Source organism: Hankyongella ginsenosidimutans, from assembly GCF_005144965.1.
In the GTDB taxonomy this organism is placed as follows: domain Bacteria; phylum Pseudomonadota; class Alphaproteobacteria; order Sphingomonadales; family Sphingomonadaceae; genus Hankyongella; species Hankyongella ginsenosidimutans.
In genome coordinates this window covers 1,580,014-1,595,851 of record NZ_CP039704.1, presented here as the reverse complement: position 1 = coordinate 1,595,851, position 15,838 = coordinate 1,580,014, and the positions used below count along the sequence as shown (strand labels likewise).

The window sequence follows — 15,838 nt, the reverse complement described above, 5'->3', positions numbered from 1 at the left end:
CCTCGTAGGCCTCGACGATCTTGCCGACCAGCGGGTGGCGCACAACCTCCGCGGCGCTGAAGCGGACGACACCGATGCCGGGGATGCCCTCCAGCCGCTTGACCGCGTCGTGCAGCCCCGAGGTGCCGTTCGGCAGATCGACCTGATTCGGGTCGCCGCAGACGACCATATGGCAGCGCGCGCCGTACCGCGTGAGGAACATCTTCATCTGCATCGCGGTGGTGTTCTGCGCTTCATCCAGGATGACGAACGCATCGGACAGGGTGCGTCCGCGCATGAAGGCGATCGGCGCGATCTCGATCTCGCCGGACGCCAGCCGGCGCTCGACCTGCTCCTGCGGCAGCATGTCGTACAAGGCATCGTAAAGGGGCGCAGGTAGGGGTCGACCTTCTCCTTCATGTCGCCGGGCAGAAAGCCCAGCCGCTCGCCGGCTTCCACCGCCGGACGGGACAGGATGATGCGGTCGACCAGCCCGTTGATCAAATGCGAGACGGCCTGCGCGACCGCCAGATAGGTTTTGCCGGTGCCCGCCGGCCCAAGCGCGAAGATGATATTGTCACTGGCCAGATGCTGCATGTAGCGAATCTGGGTCGGGGTACGCGGCTGGATGGTCTTGCGGCGGGTGCGGATCAGTACAGCGGACTGCCCGTCGAACGCGCGCACGCCCGGCGCTTCCGCAGACGGCACGCTCATGGCCAGCGCCGCGTCGACATCCTCGACGTCGACGGTCTCGCCGTGATCGAGCTTGTTGTAGAGCGTCACCAGCACATCGCGCGCCTGCTCGGCAGCGCTTTGCTCGCCCTCGATCGTCAGCTTGTTGCCGCGGGCCGCGATATAGACCCCAGCCGGTTCTCCAGGGCGATCAGGTTCTGGTCGAACTGGCCGAACAGCGGACCGAGCAGACTGGCATCCGCGAACTCGAGGTTCAGCACGGCGCCACGCTGGCCACTGGGCGGCGCAGCACCCTTGGCGGGCTTGGACGGTTTACGGCTCACGCGGCCTCCGCTTTCTGGACAAGCGCCCCTTCAAGACTGTGCGGACCGGCGCCGACGATGCGCACCGGTATCATATCGCCGAGCCTGCCGCCCGGTACCGTGACGTGAACGGACTGCATGTATGGCGAACGGCCGATGAACTGCCCGTCGTGGCGGCCATGTCGCTCCAGCAGCAGTTCGAACGTGCGCCCGAGGAAGCCTTCGTTGAAGCGCGCCTGCTGGGCGAACAGCAGGTCCTGCAACTGCGCCAGGCGCGCGGCCTTGACGGCCTCCGGCACCTGGTCGGCCATCTCGGCGGCAGGCGTTCCTGGCCGGGGAATATTTGAACGAATAGGCCTGCGCGTAATCGGCGGCGCGCACAAGCTCGAGCGTCGCCTCGAAATCGGCATCGGTCTCGCCGGGGAAGCCGACGATGAAGTCGCCGGACAGTGCCAGGTCCGGCCGCGCCGCGCGCAACCGCTCGACCAGCGCAAGGTAGCTTGCCGCCGTATGCTTGCGGTTCATCGCCGCAAGCAGGCGATCCGAGCCGGACTGCACGGGCAGATGCAGGAACGGCATGAGCTTCGGATTGTCGCGGTGCGCGACGATCAGATCGTCCGCCATGTCGCGAGGGTGCGATGTCGTGTAGCGGATGCGCTTCAGGCCGGGAATCTCCGCAAGCCGGTCCGCAAGCCCCGCCAGCGAAAGCGGCCCGCCGGCATGTTCGCCGTGGTAGGCGTTCACATTCTGGCCCAGCAGCGTGACATCGACCACGCCCTTGTCGACCAGTTGGCGCACCTCGTCGAGAATCGCCTGCGCCGGGCGGGAGACTTCCGCACCGCGCGTGTAGGGCACCACGCAGAAGGTGCAGAATTTGTCGCAGCCCTCCTGCACGGTGACGAAGGCGGTCGGGCCGCGCACGCTGCGCGCTGTCGGCAGATGGTCGAACTTGTCATCGGCGGGGAATTCGGTGTCGACGACGTGCGGACGCTTGCCCCGTGCGGCCTGCGCATCCATCTCCTGCAGCAGCTGCGGCAGACGGTGGTAGGACTGCGGGCCGACCACAAGGTTCACACCCGGCGCGCGCCGTATCATCTCGCCGCCTTCAGCCTGCGCGACGCAGCCGGCGACGGCGACCATCGGCGGACGGGCGTTGCGCTCCATCGCCTCCGCCCGCACGCGCCCCACTTCGGAATAGACCTTGTCCGATGCCTTCTCGCGAATGTGGCAGGTGTTGAGCAGCACCAGATCGGCGTTGTCCGCGCTGTCGGACAGGCGATAGCCCGCCTCGGCCAGCACTTCGGCCATCCGTTCGGAATCATAGACGTTCATCTGACAACCGAATGTCTTGATGTGCGCAGTGCGATGTTCGGTCGCCAAGGGATCTCCGGACGGTGTGCGAGGGGTGCGTCGTTGGTTCGCTATATCGCACCCGCCGGGCTCCCGCCAAGCGGGGAGTCACTGGGGTGTCACTGCGCCGGGATCACCTGGCGCCAGCGCTCGATGCTGACGCTGTCGAACAGCCCGGCCCTGGCATAGGGGTCGCCGGCCAGAAACGCCTCCACTGTCGCCCTGTCTGGCGCGGAAATCACGAACATCGAACCGGCCATCCGTTCATCCTCGGTGAGAATCGGTCCGGAGAGGATGATATCGATCGTGCGCGCTGCGAGATATTCGAGGTGGCGCGGCCGGGTTTGTGCGCGCAGGTCGCCAGCATCTGGGCGGTCGCGGGCGATGACGAGATAGGTCGGCATGGGCGGGATATCCTTGTTCGGAAAACCAGCCGCTTGATGACGCATATCAAGGAAACCCATCAAGCCCTGCGTTGATAATGCCGGCGGAAACCCTACTTACATGAAGGCTTTTAACGATGAGGAGGATGTTCATGAGCGATACCACCAAGGTTTCCGGCGACCTGCATATCGGGCTTGCCTCAGACGCCCGTGCGGCAGTCACGGCGGTGCTGAATGCGCTGCTGGCGGATGAATTCATGCTCTACAGCCGCGCCCGCGCCTTCCACTGGAACGTGACCGGGCGGCACTTCTCAAGCGACCACAAACTGTTCGAGGACGAATACGAGGCGCTGGATGAAATCATCGACGACGTCGCCGAGCGGACGCGCGCTCTGGGCGGCAAGGTGCCGGCGCGGCTCGCCGATTATGTCGAGCATGCACGGCTGGAGGATGTCGAGTCGCGCGGCATGTCCGCCGAGGCGATGATCGCCAGCCTGCGCGACGGCCACGAAGCGGTCGCCCGCCAGTTGCGCGCGGATACTGCCATCGCCGATGAGCATGGCGACGAGGGCACGGCGGACTTCCTGACCGGGCTGATGGAAGGCCACGAGAAGCGCGCCTGGATGCTGCGCAGCCACCTGGAAGGCTAGAGACTAAAGATGCCGCTTGAGCCACCGCACTGGCGGGCTGGTCTTGGCGATCGCCGTCAAGGTCTCTGCCGGGCGATGGCCAGCCATCGCGGCATTCGCCAGCAGCCGCGCGCCGGCAGCCCAGACAGTCCAGTCGGCCTGCGCACTGGCAAGATTCTGCCCGGTCCGTGCCCAGCGCTCGGCACGGATTGTACGCGCTTCCGGTTCGTCCAGCCGGCCCCACAGCGCCAACAGGTGGCGCTCGATCATCGGCAGCAACTGGTCGCGCTCCCGCAGGGGTCGCCCGGTCAGAGACGGCGCTCCGGTATGGACGCGCAGCAGAACCTCATGGACATACGCAACCGGGTGGCGGGCAGCGATGCGCAGCCACATGTCCTGATCCTCGCCGAGTGTGAGCGACTCATCGAACGGCCCGGCGTCGACAAGGGCATCGCGCCGCGCCAGCACGGACGGCTTGGCGACCGCGGAGTCGCGCAGCAGCCGCTTCCAGAATACGGCCGGAGCCTCCGGGAATGGCTCCAGACCATACCGGTACATGACTGCGCCGGACGCGTCGACGGTCTCGAAACCGGTCGCGCACAGCGCTGCATCCGGCTGCTGCTCCAGGGCGCGCAACTGCGCGGACATCTTGCCCGGCAGCCATTGATCATCGGCGTCGAGAAACGCGATCCAGTCGCCGGACGCCGCTGCGATGCCGGTGTTGAGCGCAGCGCTTGAGCCCCGGTTGCCGGCGTGGCGCACCAGCCGCAGCCCATCGAGAACTGATCTTTCTGCGACCGCCACCGTTTCATCGGTGGAACCGTCATCGACCACGATCACCTCGTGGAAGCGGAAATCCTGCGCCTGTACGCTCCCCAGCGCCCGCGCCAGCGTGGTCTCGGCATTGTAGGCCGGGATGATGACCGAGACGATCATAGCGCCTTGGCCCCGATAGCGCCCGCCAGATATCCAAGCACGGCGCCGCCCATGATCTTGATCAGCCCTGCGGCGTCCGCGTCGCCCTGCGCCCATTTCCACAGTGAAACGCCCACGATCGCCACCGATATGATCGACAGGGCGATGACCGCGACAACCAGTGCGGTCGCCTTTGCCTTGTCCGTGTAGGTCGGTGTCTGCGTTATGCCGCCCGGAGGAGCAACCTGACTGAGATTGATGTGTATCGGCGCAGGCTGCGGCCCGGAAGGCGGCTGTGCGCTCATAGGCCGATAATCTCCGCCTCCAGCTTGCGCGGATCGCTGACGAAACCGACATGACTGCGACCGAATTTCTTCTGATCGGAAATCGCTTTCATGATCGCCAGGCCTCGGCGAAGAATGTCCGTCTTGGTCGTGTCCGACTCCTTGAGAGTTCGTCGAGGATTCGCGCCACGTCCTCGCTCAATTCAATGTTCAAACGTGCCTTGGCCATTTTCCCGCTCTCCTCTGCTGCCCAAGGGGCATGTCGCATGTGCGCCGCAGTGCGGCTCTGAGCATAATATAGGCGAGATACAACGTTATTTACAACGTGTTTTATACATAAAATTATGTATATTACGCCGCCCGGCGGCCTTGAAGCTCCGCACGCAGCCCTTCGGCCAACAGGAACGCCAGCTCCAGCGACTGGTCCGCATTCAGGCGCGGGTCGCAGTGGGTGTGGTAGCGGTCGGCCAGCGCTTCGTCGGTGATCGCGACTGTGCCGCCGGTGCATTCGGTCACGTTCTGGCCGGTCATCTCGGTGTGGATGCCGCCGGCGTAGCTGCCTTCTGCCTGGTGGATGGCGAAAAACTGCTGCACTTCCGAGAGCACGCGCTCGAACGGCCGGGTCTTGTAGCCGGTTGCGGTCTTGATGGTGTTGCCGTGCATCGGGTCGCAGGACCACACCACGATCCGCCCTTCCTTCTGCACCGCGCGTACCAGCTCCGGCAGGTGCGACCCGATCTTGTCGTGGCCGAACCGCCCGATCAGGGTCAGGCGGCCCGGCTCGTTGGCGGGGTTCAGCGCGTCGATCAGGCGCAGCAGATCGTCCGCCTTGAGGCTGGGGCCGACCTTCATGGCGACCGGGTTGCCGACGCCGCGCAGAAACTCGATGTGCGCCGAGCCAGTGAAGCGGGTGCGGTCGCCGACCCAGAGCATGTGCGCCGACGTGTCGTACCATTGGCCGGTCAGACTGTCCTGCCGGGTCATCGCTTCTTCGTAGCCGAGCAGCAGCGCCTCGTGGCTGACGAAGAAATCCGTGCCCTGCAGCTGCGGCACCAGGTCCGGGTCGAGGCCGCAGGCAGCCATGAAGTCGAGTGCTTCCGAGATGCGGTCCGCCATTTCCCGGTAGCGCTTGACCGAGGCGGACGAGCCGACGAAGTCTAGGGTCCAGCCGTGCACCCGGCTGAGCGTCGCGTAGCCGCCCTGCGAGAAGGCGCGCAGCAGGTTGATGGTCGCGACCGATTGCAGATAGCCGCGCACCATGCGCTGCGGATCGGGCGTGCGTGCCTCCGGCGTGAACGCGATATCGTTGACGTTGTCGCCGCGGTAGCTCGGCAGCGAGACACCGTCCCGGGTTTCCATCAGCTCAGAACGCGGCTTGGCGAACTGGCCGGCCATGCGCCCGACCTTCACCACCGGCAGCTTGGCGGCAAAGGTGAGCACCACCGCCATCTGCAGCAGCACGCGAAAGGTATCGCGGATGTTGTCCGGGTGAAACTCGGCGAAGCTTTCCGCGCAGTCGCCGCCCTGAAGCAGAAACGCCTTGCCGAGCGCCGCATCGGCCAGTTGCGCCTTCAGCGCACGCGCCTCGCCGGCGAACACCAGCGGCGGATAGCGGCGCAGTTCGGCCTCGACGCGGGTGAGCGCCGCAGCGTCCGGATACTCCGGCATCTGCCGCGCTTCAAAGCCGCGCCAGCTTGATGGCGTCCAGGGTACGATCATGGTCGTTTGTCCATTATGGCAGTGCCGCTTCTATCGCCGCCCGCCGCGCCCGGTTCAAGCGAAAGTCGCGCTCGCGGCGAGCCATGCTTGACATCAAAGCGGCACTATCATATTTTTCTGCATATCGCTCCTGGCAGTACGCTCTCAGCCCTTCAAGGGTAATCATCTGGAGGCCGAGCCCAGGAGCTTTTCTTTTGGGTAATATGCCGACCGCATTTGTAGTGGATGGTGCGTTCTTTTAAGACGCTTCTCATCTGCTTTCCCTAAATTGAATGCGAGCAGTCCTGAGCATGTCGCGCTCGGTTTGACTGCTCTTGCTGCTTGGCACTTGGCAATCCGACTAAATCCCTAACAATGCTTCGAGGCATTGAGGAACATGGTTTTCAGCCTGAAGAATCCTCACATCTGTACCGCATTTTCTTCTATGATTGCGCGCCGCTCACGAAAAGGTTCACTACCCGGTATCGAAACGAGCGCTTGATCTGAGCAAGAGTCAAACGGCGCTATTTCGAACTGAGGTGCATAAAAGCTGCATAATGTCCGGAAGGTCGCGCTTAGGCTGGGGCCTTAACGACGACTCGTTATGGCGCCCAAGCAGAGCGCTGTGAAACGTTGGCTCAGCGGTACCGCTAATTTTGTACCTGATGATGAGGATTTCGAGCTCGATGTCGTTCAGAAAGGGGTCGATATGCGCCTCGGTCTAGACGTCGCTTCCATGGCGTACAAAAGACAAGTCGATCAAATCGTCATGGTGACAGCCGACGCAGACTTCGTGCCAGCAGCCAAACTCGCGCGTCGAGAAGGTATTGATGTCGTTCTCGACCCTATGAACGCGAAGGCGGCCGCCGATTTGCTCGAGCACGTCGACGGTGTTCGGAATTGCAAATTGCCTAATGTCTCCTGAACTGGTGAGACTGCACCGAATTAATGCTAGCTCTTCTCGTGAACCACCTCTGAAGGAGTAGCCCCAGTCTCTGGGAATAAATACTCACTTCGCCTGCGCTCTTTACCGCATCAAAACGAATTCTTCCGCCGAGGACGGGTGCAGGGCCACCGTCGCATCGAACTGCGCCTTGGTCGCGCCCATCTTCACGGCGATCGCCAGCGCCTGGATGATCTCGGCCGAGTCCGGCCCGACCATGTGCGCGCCGAGCACCCGGTCGGTATCGGCGTCGACGATCAGTTTGCACAGCGCCCGCTCGGTGCGGCCGCCCAGCACATGTTTCATCGGCCGGAAGTCGGCGCGGTAGACGAGGACATTGGCCTGCGTCGCGCGCGCCTTCTCCTCGGTCAGGCCGACGCTGGCGGCCGGCGGCTGGCTGAACACGGCGGACGGGATGGCGTCATAGGCGGCCACCCAGGGCTTGCCGCCGAACACGGTGTCGGCAAAGGCATGTCCCTCCCGGATCGCCACGGGGTCAGCTGCACCCGGTCCGTCACGTCGCCCACGGCATAGATGTGCGGCACGTTGGTCTGCGAGGCTGCGTTCACCGCGACTGCCTCGTTCTCGCCCAGGGTGACGCCCGCCGCTTCCAGCCCCAGGCCGCGCGTGTTCGGCTTGCGGCCGATCGCGTACATGATGGCGTCCGTCTCCAGCGTTGTGCCGTCCTTCAGGTGCGCCAGCAGCGTCTCGCCCTGCCGCTCGATCTTACGGAACACCGTGTTCAGGTGAAAGCGCACACCCTTGGCCGCATAGGCTGCCTGGATGCGCTCGCGGATGTCGCGATCCCAGCCCTTCAGGATCAGGTCGCCGCGATAGAGGTTGGTGACCTCGACGCCCAGGCCATGGAAGATGCCGGCGAATTCGGTGGAGATGTAGCCACCGCCGGCGATGATCATCCGCCGCGGCAGGGTGTCCAGGTGAAACGCTTCGTTCGAGGTGAAGCCGAGCGCCTCACCCTCGCAGTCCGGCATCGCAGGGCGTGCGCCGGTCGCGATCAGGATTGTCCGTGCCGTGATCTGCCGGTCGCCCACCTGCAGGGTATGCGCATCAAGGAAGGTGGCGCGGTGCGGCAGGATGTCGACGCCGGCCTTGTCCAGGGTCTGGATGTAGAGGCCGTTCAGCCGGGCGACCTCGTTCTGCACGTTGTCGCGCAGGGTCGCCCAGTCGACCGCCGCTTGCCCGGCCTGCCAGCCGAAGCCCGCTGCATCCTCGAACTCTTCGGCCATGTGCGACGCATAGACCAGCAGTTTCTTCGGCACGCAGCCACGGATGACGCAGGTGCCGCCGACCCGGTATTCCTCGGCGACCGCGACCCTGGCGCCGTATCCGGCCGCGATGCGCGCCGCGCGCACGCCGCCCGAGCCGGCCCCGATCACGAACAGGTCATAGTCATAGGCGGTCATAGCGCGGCTCCGGCTGGTTTTGTGTCCTCATAGCCAGATGGGACAGCCTGCGCTACTCTCAAGCCCCGAGAAAACCCGCAGGACCGGGTCACGTCCGCCGCAACCGCCGGGCGGCACCAAGAATGCCCTCGACGGTCACCGCCAGCACCAGCGACGCGCCGACCAGCGGGAACAGGGCCGCGATGGTCGCGATCATGAGCTTGACCGGCCTCGGCAGCCGGTCCTGCACGCCGCCGGGTGCCGCAAGCTGCCCCTGGCGCGGCGCCACCACATATAGACCCCGGTCACGACACTGGCGGCCAGGGTCAGGGCGACGGCCAGCGCCAGCAGCTGGTTGGCCAGCCCGAACTGCCGGCCCATGTGGGTCATGGTGCCCCATTCGACCGCTTTGGCCAGCGGGCTGTAGTCGGCCCAGCCGATGTCGTCGATCACGCTGCCGTCCGCGGCGTCCAGATACAGGGTACGCTGGCGCTCGGCCTGGTCGGGCGTGAGGCTGATGGTGATCAGACTGCCGCCGGGCTGCGGCAGGAAGATGCGCGCGCCAGGCGCCACCTTGTAATCGCTGAGTGCCCGCTCGACATCCGCCAGCGTTGCCCTGCCGTGGCCATGGCCGCCGTGCGGGCCGGGCTGTTGGCGATGGTCCAGGGCACGCCGTCGGCGGTGGTGAGCTTGTGTTCTGCATGCTCGGGCGGGTCGCGGAAGTTGGGCGACGGCTCGGTCAAGGGGCTGACCGTGCCGATCCGCGCGAACTGCACGCCCCAGAACGCCGACCAGGGCAGCCCGGTCAGGATCAGGCCCATGACCAGCAGCGCGTTGACCATGGCCGGGATGGCGTGCAGATCGCGCCAGAAGCGCCGCCCGCGTGCCGCGAGCCGGGGCACGAACACGCCGCGCAGCCGCCAGTGGCGCGGCCACCAGAGGATCAGCCCGGTGCCGAGCATGATCAGCGTCCAGCACGCCATCAGCTCGACAATGTAGCTGCCCACCTGCCCCGCCAGCAGCGTCCCGTGGATGCGCCGCACCACCGCCATCAACCGCCATTCGGGGTCGATGTCGCCGGTGACGCGCCCGCTGCCCGGATCGACAAACACCAGCGTATCGACACCATCCCGGGCCACCAGCCACTGCCCGGCATCCGTCGGACGCTCGGGCAGCACGATGCGCTTGACCGTCACGCCCGGGTAGGCCCGCAGGACCGCCGCCTGCTGGTCCAGCAGCGGCAGCGGCGCGCGGACAGCGGGCACGTGCATCCTGTCTGCGTAGACGATGCCTTCGATCTCGCGATCGAACAGATAAAGCGCCCCCGTGAGCGACAAGAGCAGCACAAAAGGCGCGACCATGAGCCCGGCATAGAAATGCCAGCGCCAGATGGCCCGATATGCGCCGGGGTTGGTGTCGCGCATGCGGCTCTCCTTACCAGGTCACAGCGATGCGGCCGCTGACCGTCCGCGGATCGCCCGGATAGACGACGTTTGCGTTGCCCTGGTTTGCGACCGTGAAAAAGCGGGCGTTGGCGAGGTTGTTGATGCTGAGGTCCAGCCGGACGCGGCGCCACCGGTAGCCCAGCCCGATATCGGCGACGGCGTAGTCGTCGAGCGAGACCGCGCTGGCGTTGGCGACAGCCCGGCTGCCGACATAGCTGACGCCGCCGCGCAGTTCCAGGCCATGGCCAAGGTCAGCGGTCGCGCGCACGGTGCCCGTGCTGCGCGGCACATCGGCGATGCGGCCGCCGATCTCCGCTGCATCCGCGCTGCCGGTGATCTGGCCGCGCAAATAGGCATAGCCGCCGCTGAGCGTCAGTGCCTCGAGCGGCCGCCAGTCACCCTCGATCTCGACGCCGCGCACGCGCAGATCGCCGATCGCGCGAGAAGCCGGGGTTATCGAGATCATCCCCGGCCACATCCTGGCGGCGGATCTGGAAGCCGGCGACGCTGACGCGCAGGTTTTCCCCGCCATAGCGCACCCCAGCTCGACCTGATTGGAGGTCTCCGGCGGCAGCGGATTGCCAGACACGGTGCGCAGGCCGAACACGTTCTCGACGTCGAAGCCCGTGTTGTAGCCGGTGTAGAGGCTGAAGCCGTGCCCGAGCTTCCAGGTCGCGCCGATCTGCCACGTGGTCGAGGTGATGTTGGCCTCGTCAACCGGCCCGAGGTCGGTGGGGTCCGTGCTGAAATAGCCGTCGTTGTTCAGCCAGGACTGACGCACGCCACCAAGCAGTTCGATTGCGTCCGTAATCTCGATGCGGTCCTGGAAATATACGGCATAGCCGTTCAGCGCCTGGCGGAAATCGAAGCCGAACGCCGTCTCCGGACGCGCGGTCAGGTAGACCGGGTTCAGGGCATTGATCGACGGCACGCTGACGAAGTTGGACTGTAGGAAGGTACTGCGCTCCCGGTCGAACTCGAAACCGGCCAGCAGGCGGTGGGTGAGCGGCCCGGTCTTGACGCTGCCGGCCAGATCGAGCTGAGCAATGATGTAGTCGTCGTCCTCGGCGCCGATCCGGCCGGTGCGGCGCACCTGCGTCGGATCATCCGCCTCGACGCCGCGCACCCGGATTTCCGTGAACGGCGTCTTCAGCTGCGAATACTGAAGACGCGGCGTCAGGGTCCACCCGCCGCCAAGGCTGAAATCGACCCACGCCTGCACGAGGGGCGAACTGGCGCTCAGGTCGCTGAAGCCCGGCTCAGCCAGAAAGCGGCTGCGGGGAATATCCGCAACACCGTTGCTGACCACCGTGCCGACAACCGGCAGGCCAGGGTTGGAGCGGGTACGCCGCTCGACATACTCCGTCACCAGATGCCCCACCGCCCATTCGGCCGGCTGCCAGCGCAGGGTGAGCGCGATATTGTCGCGATCGATATCCTGGAAATCGACGAAGGTTCCCGAGCGCTCGACCTCGCCGGTCAGGCGTATCGACAGCGTGTCGGATACCGGCCCCCGAGATCGAGCGTGAACTGCCGCTGCTTGTAGTTGCCGAAGGTGCCTGCGATAGTCGCCTGCCACTTGTCCGTCGGCTGCTTGGTGACGATCGAGACGATGCCGCCGACCGCCGACTGGCCGTAGAGCACGGCGCTTGGACCTTTCAGCACCTCGATCCGCTCGATGTTGGAGAGCGCGGACGCGTCCACGTCCTCGTAGTAGCGCTGGCGGATGCCGTTGCGCATCTGGTCGACCAGGAAGCCACGGACCTTCAAGCTGAAGCTCTGGTAGCGGGCGACGCGGCTGTTGCCGACACTGGCGGAGGGATGGCGCGCAGCGCATCGCCGATGCTGGTCGCGCCGCGCGTAATCAGGTCATCGGCGTCCAGCACCTGGATGGATTGCGGCACTTTGTCGATTGGAATGCCCGACTTGAGGCCGAAGTCTTCTGACCCTTTCAGTCCGGTCACGACAATCCGGTCGAGCGGCGTGGCTTCTTCGGCATGGGCGGCGCAGGCGGCGAGGCAGGCGAGCGCAGTCGATGCGCGCAACGCCAGAGTATAGACGGTCATGGAGGTTCATCCTCTGAAAGCAAGAACAGGCGTGCCGGCATCAAGGCCGGGCGGACGGTGCTTCAGAGGGTGAGGGAGGCCCGGTCGCAGGTGGGGGCGGCGCAGCGAGCCAGGCACCGGGACGCAAGGCCAGCATCGCATGGGCAAGGGTTGCCCGCGCAGGCGGGACCAGTGACGGCGGCAGAAGCCCGCATCGAGCGCCGCTGCAGACAGGGCGGAAAAGGCGCAGGGCGTATCCTCATGATGCGCCTTGCCCGGCGCATCGCGGTGCAGCTTGCCATCCGCGCTGATCCAGCCGCTGGCCAGCCCGTCGCTGGTGCAGAGCGTGACCATCAGGCCGCCGGCCGGCGCCGCCGCCAGCATGGTGCCCGGCGCCAGCACGATCTTCAGCAGGATGGCGAACATCGCCAGCCAGCGGCTGAGGCTCCAGGATGCGGTGCGGTTGGTCATCCCTGCGCCATATCGATCCAGGTGCCGTTTGTCAGGCCTTTTCTGACTGCGGCGCAACACCGCGCTGCGGCTTATCCGCAAGGTCGGCCATGAGTTGCAGCATCGTGTGCCGAACCCACGGATCGCGCACGCGTTCCCAGGCCGTAAGCAACTGCTTCAGCTCACGCCTGGAGGCTGGATTGAGGACAATATTGTTGCCATCTGATTGCACAACGCACCCTGATAACCCTGTTTGTTCCAGGATTGCGGGAAATACGGGCGTAAAACCATCCCCAAACGAGGGATTGACGCCCCGCACTGTTGAGACCGGATGGGGTCACTTCACTCGACGGTCACGGATTTCGCCAGGTTGCGCGGCTGGTCGACGTCGGTGCCCTTGGCGACCGCCACATGATAGGCGATCAACTGCACGGCAATCGCGTAGACCAGCGGCGCGATGAAGCCGTCGACATCCGGCACCGTGATGCTGGCAAACGCCTCCGCGCCGTGGGCGGCGACGCCCGCTGCATCCGAGATCAGCACGACCTTGCCGCCGCGCGCGATCACCTCGTGCATGTTGGACAGGGTCTTGTCGGCAAGCGGGCCGGAGGGTGCCAGCACCACGACCGGCACATTCTCGTCGATCAGGGCGATCGGCCCGTGCTTCATCTCGCCGGCGGCATAGCCTTCGGCGTGGATGTAGCTGATTTCCTTGAGCTTGAGCGCGCCTTCCAGCGCCAGCGGGTAGTCCGGCCCGCGCCCAAGATACAGCACGTCCTGCGCCCTGGCGATCTGGTGAGCGAGCGGCTCCAGATGGTCGAGCGCATTCAGCGTGTCGTTCATGCGTGCTGGTGCCTCTGCCAGCAAGCCGGCGAGGCGTGCCTCGCCGGTCGCATCGATCCGGCCCTTGGCGTGCGCCAGCGCCACGGCGAAGGCGGCGAGCACCGACAGCTGGCAGGTGAACGCCTTGGTGGAGGCAACGCCGATTTCCGGCCCGGCATGGGTCGGCAGCATTACATCCGCCTCGCGTGCCATGGTCGAGGTGACGACGTTGACGACTGTCGCGATATGCTGGCCGTTCACCTTGCAATGGCGCAGGGCCGCCAGGGTGTCCGCCGTCTCGCCCGACTGCGAGATGAACAGCGCCAGGCCACCAGGGCTCAAGACCGGATCGCGGTAGCGGAATTCGGACGCAATATCGATCTCGACCGGCACGCGCGCCAGTTGCTCGATCCAGTATTTGCCGACCATGCCCGCATAGAAGCTGGTGCCGCAGGCCACCACCGTGATCCGCTCGACAGCAGACAGATCGAACGGCAGGTTGGGCAGCGCCACCGTGCCATCGACTGGGTTCAGGTAGCTGGAGAGCGTCTGGGCGACCACGGTCGGCTGCTCGTGGATTTCCTTCAGCATGAAGTGGCGGTAATTGCCCTTCTCCACCAGTCCGGCCCCGACGCTGATCGTCTGCACCGGCCGCACGACCGGCTGGTTGTCGGCGGTGTAGACCTGTGCGCCGTGCCTGCTCAGCACCGCCCAGTCGCCTTCTTCCAGATAGCACACCCGGTTGGTCAGCGTGGCCAGGGCGATGGCGTCCGACCCCAGATACATCTCGCCGTCGCCATAGCCGACCACCAGCGGGCTGCCGCGCCGCGCGCCGATCAGCAGGTCATGCTCGCCCGTGAACAGGATGGCCAGCGCGAACGCGCCATGCAGGCGCTTCAGGGTCGCTCGCACGGCGTCAACCGGGCTCGCCCCTTGCTCCAGCGCCTTGGTGACGAGGTGCGCCACGACTTCGGTGTCGGTCTGGGACTCGAACACGCGGCCGTCGGCGGCGAGTTCGGCGCGCAGTTCCTTGAAATTCTCGATGATGCCATTGTGGACCAGGCAGACCCTGTCGGTCGCGTGCGGATGCGCGTTGGCTTCATTGGGCGCCATGGGTCGCCCAGCGCGTGTGGGCAATGCCGATGGTGCCGGCAAGCGGCTCCATGCTCAGCTTGCGACCGAGGTTTGCCAGCTTGCCCTCGGCGCGCCGCCGCTCGATACGTCCGTTCACGAGTTGCGACGCCTGCCGAATCATAGCCGCGATACTCGAGCCGCTTCAGGCCGTCCAGCAGCCGGTCCGCGACCGTATCTTCACCGACAATCCCGATAATCCCGCACATCGCTCGTCTGTCCCTCCGAGGTTCGCTGCTCCCCAAGCATGCGAATGCGCCCTTGTAAACGGGAAGTTATAAAGGGATGTTTGCAGTGCGTTCCTGCGATGAACGGCCCCTGCGTGGTGAGACGATTATGGCCATGTTTTCCCATCTTACCCTGATCCCCGCCGCCGGGTTGCTGCTGGCGCTCCTGCTGGCTGGCCTGGAGGCCGGTAGGTGGATCGGCAAGGCCCTGCCCAAGATCGCGCAGCCGCCGGATCACCTGTTGTCCGCGATGCTCGGGCTGCTCGCGCTGTTGCTCGGCTTCACTTTCTCGCTTGCGCTCAACCGCCATGAGGCGCGCCGCGACCTGGTGATTGCCGAGGCCAACGCCATCGGCACGACATGGCTGCGGGTCCGCCTGCTTGATGAGCCGCACCGCACAACACTGCAGAGCCAGATGCGCGCGTACCTGTCCGTGCGCCTCGACTGGTCCGAGGTCGACGCCGATGCCAATGCCATGGCCGCCACACAGGCAATGCAGGAGACGCTCTGGACCAGCCTCGGCAAGGCTGTACAGGACGCACCCTCTTCCTTGCTGGTCCGTGGCCTGATGGACTCGATGAACGAGAGCTTCGACCTCGCGGCGGCGCGTGCTGCAGCGCGCAGCGCGCACCTGCCGGACCGTGTGCTGGAGGTGCTGATCCTCTACATGCTAGTCTGCGCGCTGATTCTCGGGTCCGTATCTTCTGCAAGCGATACGCGCCACCGCGTGGCCTATGGCCTGCTCATGCTGTTGCTGGTTCTGGCCTTCAGCCTCATTCTGGATATCGACCGTTCCCGCAGCGGCGGGATTCAAATCTCGCAGCGCCCGCTCGAAGACCTGGCGGCCAGCCTGCGGTAGTGACTATTGCCAGCTACAGACGGTACGGGCAGCAGACGGATAAATCATCCAGCGGAAAATCTTTGGCATCGCGCGTTGCCAGCGTGCGCCCCGTCACCTTGGCGGATGCCCAGATGATCGCATCCGGCAGTTTCAGCCCATGGAGACGACGCAGCACAATGGCCTGCTCCGCAATGGCTGGCGAAATATCAATCCGCTGAAATGCGCCTTACAGAGACCTGTGCGCGAATACAAAATCCTCCCCACCGGGAGGTGTCCGTCTGAAAGACGGACGGAGGGG

General features: G+C 65.3%; 14 protein-coding genes and 5 pseudogenes. 3 read left to right on the top strand and 16 right to left on the bottom strand.

Annotated features, from left to right (window positions below; genetic code table 11):
- Positions 1-61: 61 nt before the first annotated feature.
- From E6W36_RS18680 to E6W36_RS09350, 4 genes and pseudogenes are all read right to left on the bottom strand, one after another.
- Positions 62-576, bottom strand: a pseudogene (locus tag E6W36_RS18680) (PhoH family protein); the annotation flags it as partial.
- 233 nt (positions 577-809) lie between these two features.
- Complete coding sequence (locus tag E6W36_RS18675) at positions 810-995, bottom strand: hypothetical protein (protein ID WP_246047466.1); 186 nt, start codon at positions 993-995, stop codon at positions 810-812.
- Positions 992-2,306, bottom strand: a pseudogene (gene miaB, locus E6W36_RS09355) (tRNA (N6-isopentenyl adenosine(37)-C2)-methylthiotransferase MiaB). The gene E6W36_RS18675 and the pseudogene miaB overlap by 4 nt, the downstream one beginning before the upstream one ends.
- Positions 2,307-2,443: 137 nt before the next feature.
- Positions 2,444-2,728, bottom strand: a complete 285-nt coding sequence (locus E6W36_RS09350; RefSeq protein ID WP_222872419.1) for a YciI family protein — start codon at positions 2,726-2,728, stop codon at positions 2,444-2,446.
- 131 nt (positions 2,729-2,859) lie between these two features.
- Between E6W36_RS09350 and E6W36_RS09345 the strand changes: the two genes are divergently transcribed.
- On the top strand, positions 2,860-3,357 hold the full coding sequence (locus tag E6W36_RS09345) for a Dps family protein (protein ID WP_222872418.1): 498 nt from the start codon (positions 2,860-2,862) through the stop codon (positions 3,355-3,357).
- Between the two features lie 3 nt (positions 3,358-3,360).
- Here the strand turns inward: E6W36_RS09345 and E6W36_RS09340 are convergent, their stop codons facing one another.
- From E6W36_RS09340 to E6W36_RS09330, 3 genes are all read right to left on the bottom strand, one after another.
- Positions 3,361-4,272, bottom strand: coding sequence for a glycosyltransferase family 2 protein (locus tag E6W36_RS09340; protein WP_222872417.1), 912 nt, complete (start codon positions 4,270-4,272; stop codon positions 3,361-3,363).
- Positions 4,269-4,556 (bottom strand): hypothetical protein, encoded by a 288-nt coding sequence (locus tag E6W36_RS09335; RefSeq protein WP_222872416.1) that lies wholly within the window; start codon positions 4,554-4,556, stop codon positions 4,269-4,271. The genes E6W36_RS09340 and E6W36_RS09335 overlap by 4 nt, the downstream gene beginning before the upstream one ends.
- A 330-nt stretch (positions 4,557-4,886) precedes the next feature.
- Positions 4,887-6,254, bottom strand: a complete 1,368-nt coding sequence (locus E6W36_RS09330) for a class II 3-deoxy-7-phosphoheptulonate synthase (RefSeq protein ID WP_222872415.1) — start codon at positions 6,252-6,254, stop codon at positions 4,887-4,889.
- Between the two features lie 583 nt (positions 6,255-6,837).
- On the opposite strand from E6W36_RS09330, the gene E6W36_RS09325 reads away from it, so the two are divergent.
- The gene (locus tag E6W36_RS09325) at positions 6,838-7,158 is read left to right on the top strand and encodes an NYN domain-containing protein (RefSeq protein ID WP_222872414.1); all 321 of its coding nucleotides are present in this window, start codon (positions 6,838-6,840) and stop codon (positions 7,156-7,158) included.
- Between the two features lie 102 nt (positions 7,159-7,260).
- Here the strand turns inward: E6W36_RS09325 and gor are convergent.
- The 8 genes and pseudogenes from gor to glmS form a co-directional block, all read right to left on the bottom strand.
- A pseudogene (gene gor, locus E6W36_RS09320) lies at positions 7,261-8,600 on the bottom strand (glutathione-disulfide reductase).
- A 192-nt stretch (positions 8,601-8,792) separates the two neighbouring features.
- Positions 8,793-9,940, bottom strand: a pseudogene (locus E6W36_RS09310) (PepSY-associated TM helix domain-containing protein).
- Positions 9,941-10,013: 73 nt separating this feature from the next.
- Positions 10,014-11,603, bottom strand: coding sequence for a TonB-dependent receptor (locus E6W36_RS09305; protein WP_222872411.1), 1,590 nt, complete (start codon positions 11,601-11,603; stop codon positions 10,014-10,016).
- Positions 11,504-11,794, bottom strand: a complete 291-nt coding sequence (locus E6W36_RS20630; RefSeq protein WP_222872410.1) for a TonB-dependent receptor plug domain-containing protein — start codon at positions 11,792-11,794, stop codon at positions 11,504-11,506. Before E6W36_RS20630 ends, E6W36_RS09305 begins: the two co-directional genes overlap by 100 nt.
- On the bottom strand, positions 11,791-12,090 hold the full coding sequence (locus tag E6W36_RS09295) for a Plug domain-containing protein (RefSeq protein WP_222872409.1): 300 nt from the start codon (positions 12,088-12,090) through the stop codon (positions 11,791-11,793). The genes E6W36_RS20630 and E6W36_RS09295 overlap by 4 nt, the downstream gene beginning before the upstream one ends.
- Before the next feature lie 6 nt (positions 12,091-12,096).
- On the bottom strand, positions 12,097-12,540 hold the full coding sequence (locus E6W36_RS09290; RefSeq protein WP_222872408.1) for a hypothetical protein: 444 nt from the start codon (positions 12,538-12,540) through the stop codon (positions 12,097-12,099).
- A gap of 31 nt (positions 12,541-12,571) precedes the next feature.
- The gene (locus tag E6W36_RS09285) at positions 12,572-12,751 is read right to left on the bottom strand and encodes a hypothetical protein (protein ID WP_222872407.1); all 180 of its coding nucleotides are present in this window, start codon (positions 12,749-12,751) and stop codon (positions 12,572-12,574) included.
- A gap of 110 nt (positions 12,752-12,861) precedes the next feature.
- A pseudogene (glmS, locus tag E6W36_RS09280) lies at positions 12,862-14,681 on the bottom strand (glutamine--fructose-6-phosphate transaminase (isomerizing)).
- A 127-nt stretch (positions 14,682-14,808) separates the two neighbouring features.
- Here glmS and E6W36_RS09275 point away from each other — a divergent pair.
- Positions 14,809-15,558, top strand: coding sequence for a bestrophin-like domain (locus E6W36_RS09275; RefSeq protein ID WP_222872406.1), 750 nt, complete (start codon positions 14,809-14,811; stop codon positions 15,556-15,558).
- Positions 15,559-15,571: 13 nt separating this feature from the next.
- Here E6W36_RS09275 and E6W36_RS09270 read toward each other — a convergent pair whose 3' ends face one another.
- Positions 15,572-15,751 carry a PIN domain-containing protein gene (locus E6W36_RS09270; protein WP_342776867.1) on the bottom strand — a complete coding sequence of 60 codons (180 nt, stop codon included), beginning with the start codon at positions 15,749-15,751 and terminating at the stop codon, positions 15,572-15,574.
- Positions 15,752-15,838 lie beyond the last annotated feature (87 nt).

Coding starts and splice junctions, on each gene's coding strand:
- E6W36_RS09350 (WP_222872419.1), bottom strand. CDS start 2,728: ATGCCGACCTATCTCGTCATCGCCCGCGACCGCCCAGATGCTGGCGAC.
- E6W36_RS09345 (WP_222872418.1), top strand. CDS start 2,860: ATGAGCGATACCACCAAGGTTTCCGGCGACCTGCATATCGGGCTTGCC.
- E6W36_RS09340 (WP_222872417.1), bottom strand. CDS start 4,272: ATGATCGTCTCGGTCATCATCCCGGCCTACAATGCCGAGACCACGCTG.
- E6W36_RS09335 (WP_222872416.1), bottom strand. CDS start 4,556: ATGAGCGCACAGCCGCCTTCCGGGCCGCAGCCTGCGCCGATACACATC.
- E6W36_RS09330 (WP_222872415.1), bottom strand. CDS start 6,254: ATGATCGTACCCTGGACGCCATCAAGCTGGCGCGGCTTTGAAGCGCGG.
- E6W36_RS09325 (WP_222872414.1), top strand. CDS start 6,838: ATGGCGCCCAAGCAGAGCGCTGTGAAACGTTGGCTCAGCGGTACCGCT.
- E6W36_RS09295 (WP_222872409.1), bottom strand. CDS start 12,090: ATGACCGTCTATACTCTGGCGTTGCGCGCATCGACTGCGCTCGCCTGC.
- E6W36_RS09290 (WP_222872408.1), bottom strand. CDS start 12,540: ATGACCAACCGCACCGCATCCTGGAGCCTCAGCCGCTGGCTGGCGATG.
- E6W36_RS09275 (WP_222872406.1), top strand. CDS start 14,809: ATGGCCATGTTTTCCCATCTTACCCTGATCCCCGCCGCCGGGTTGCTG.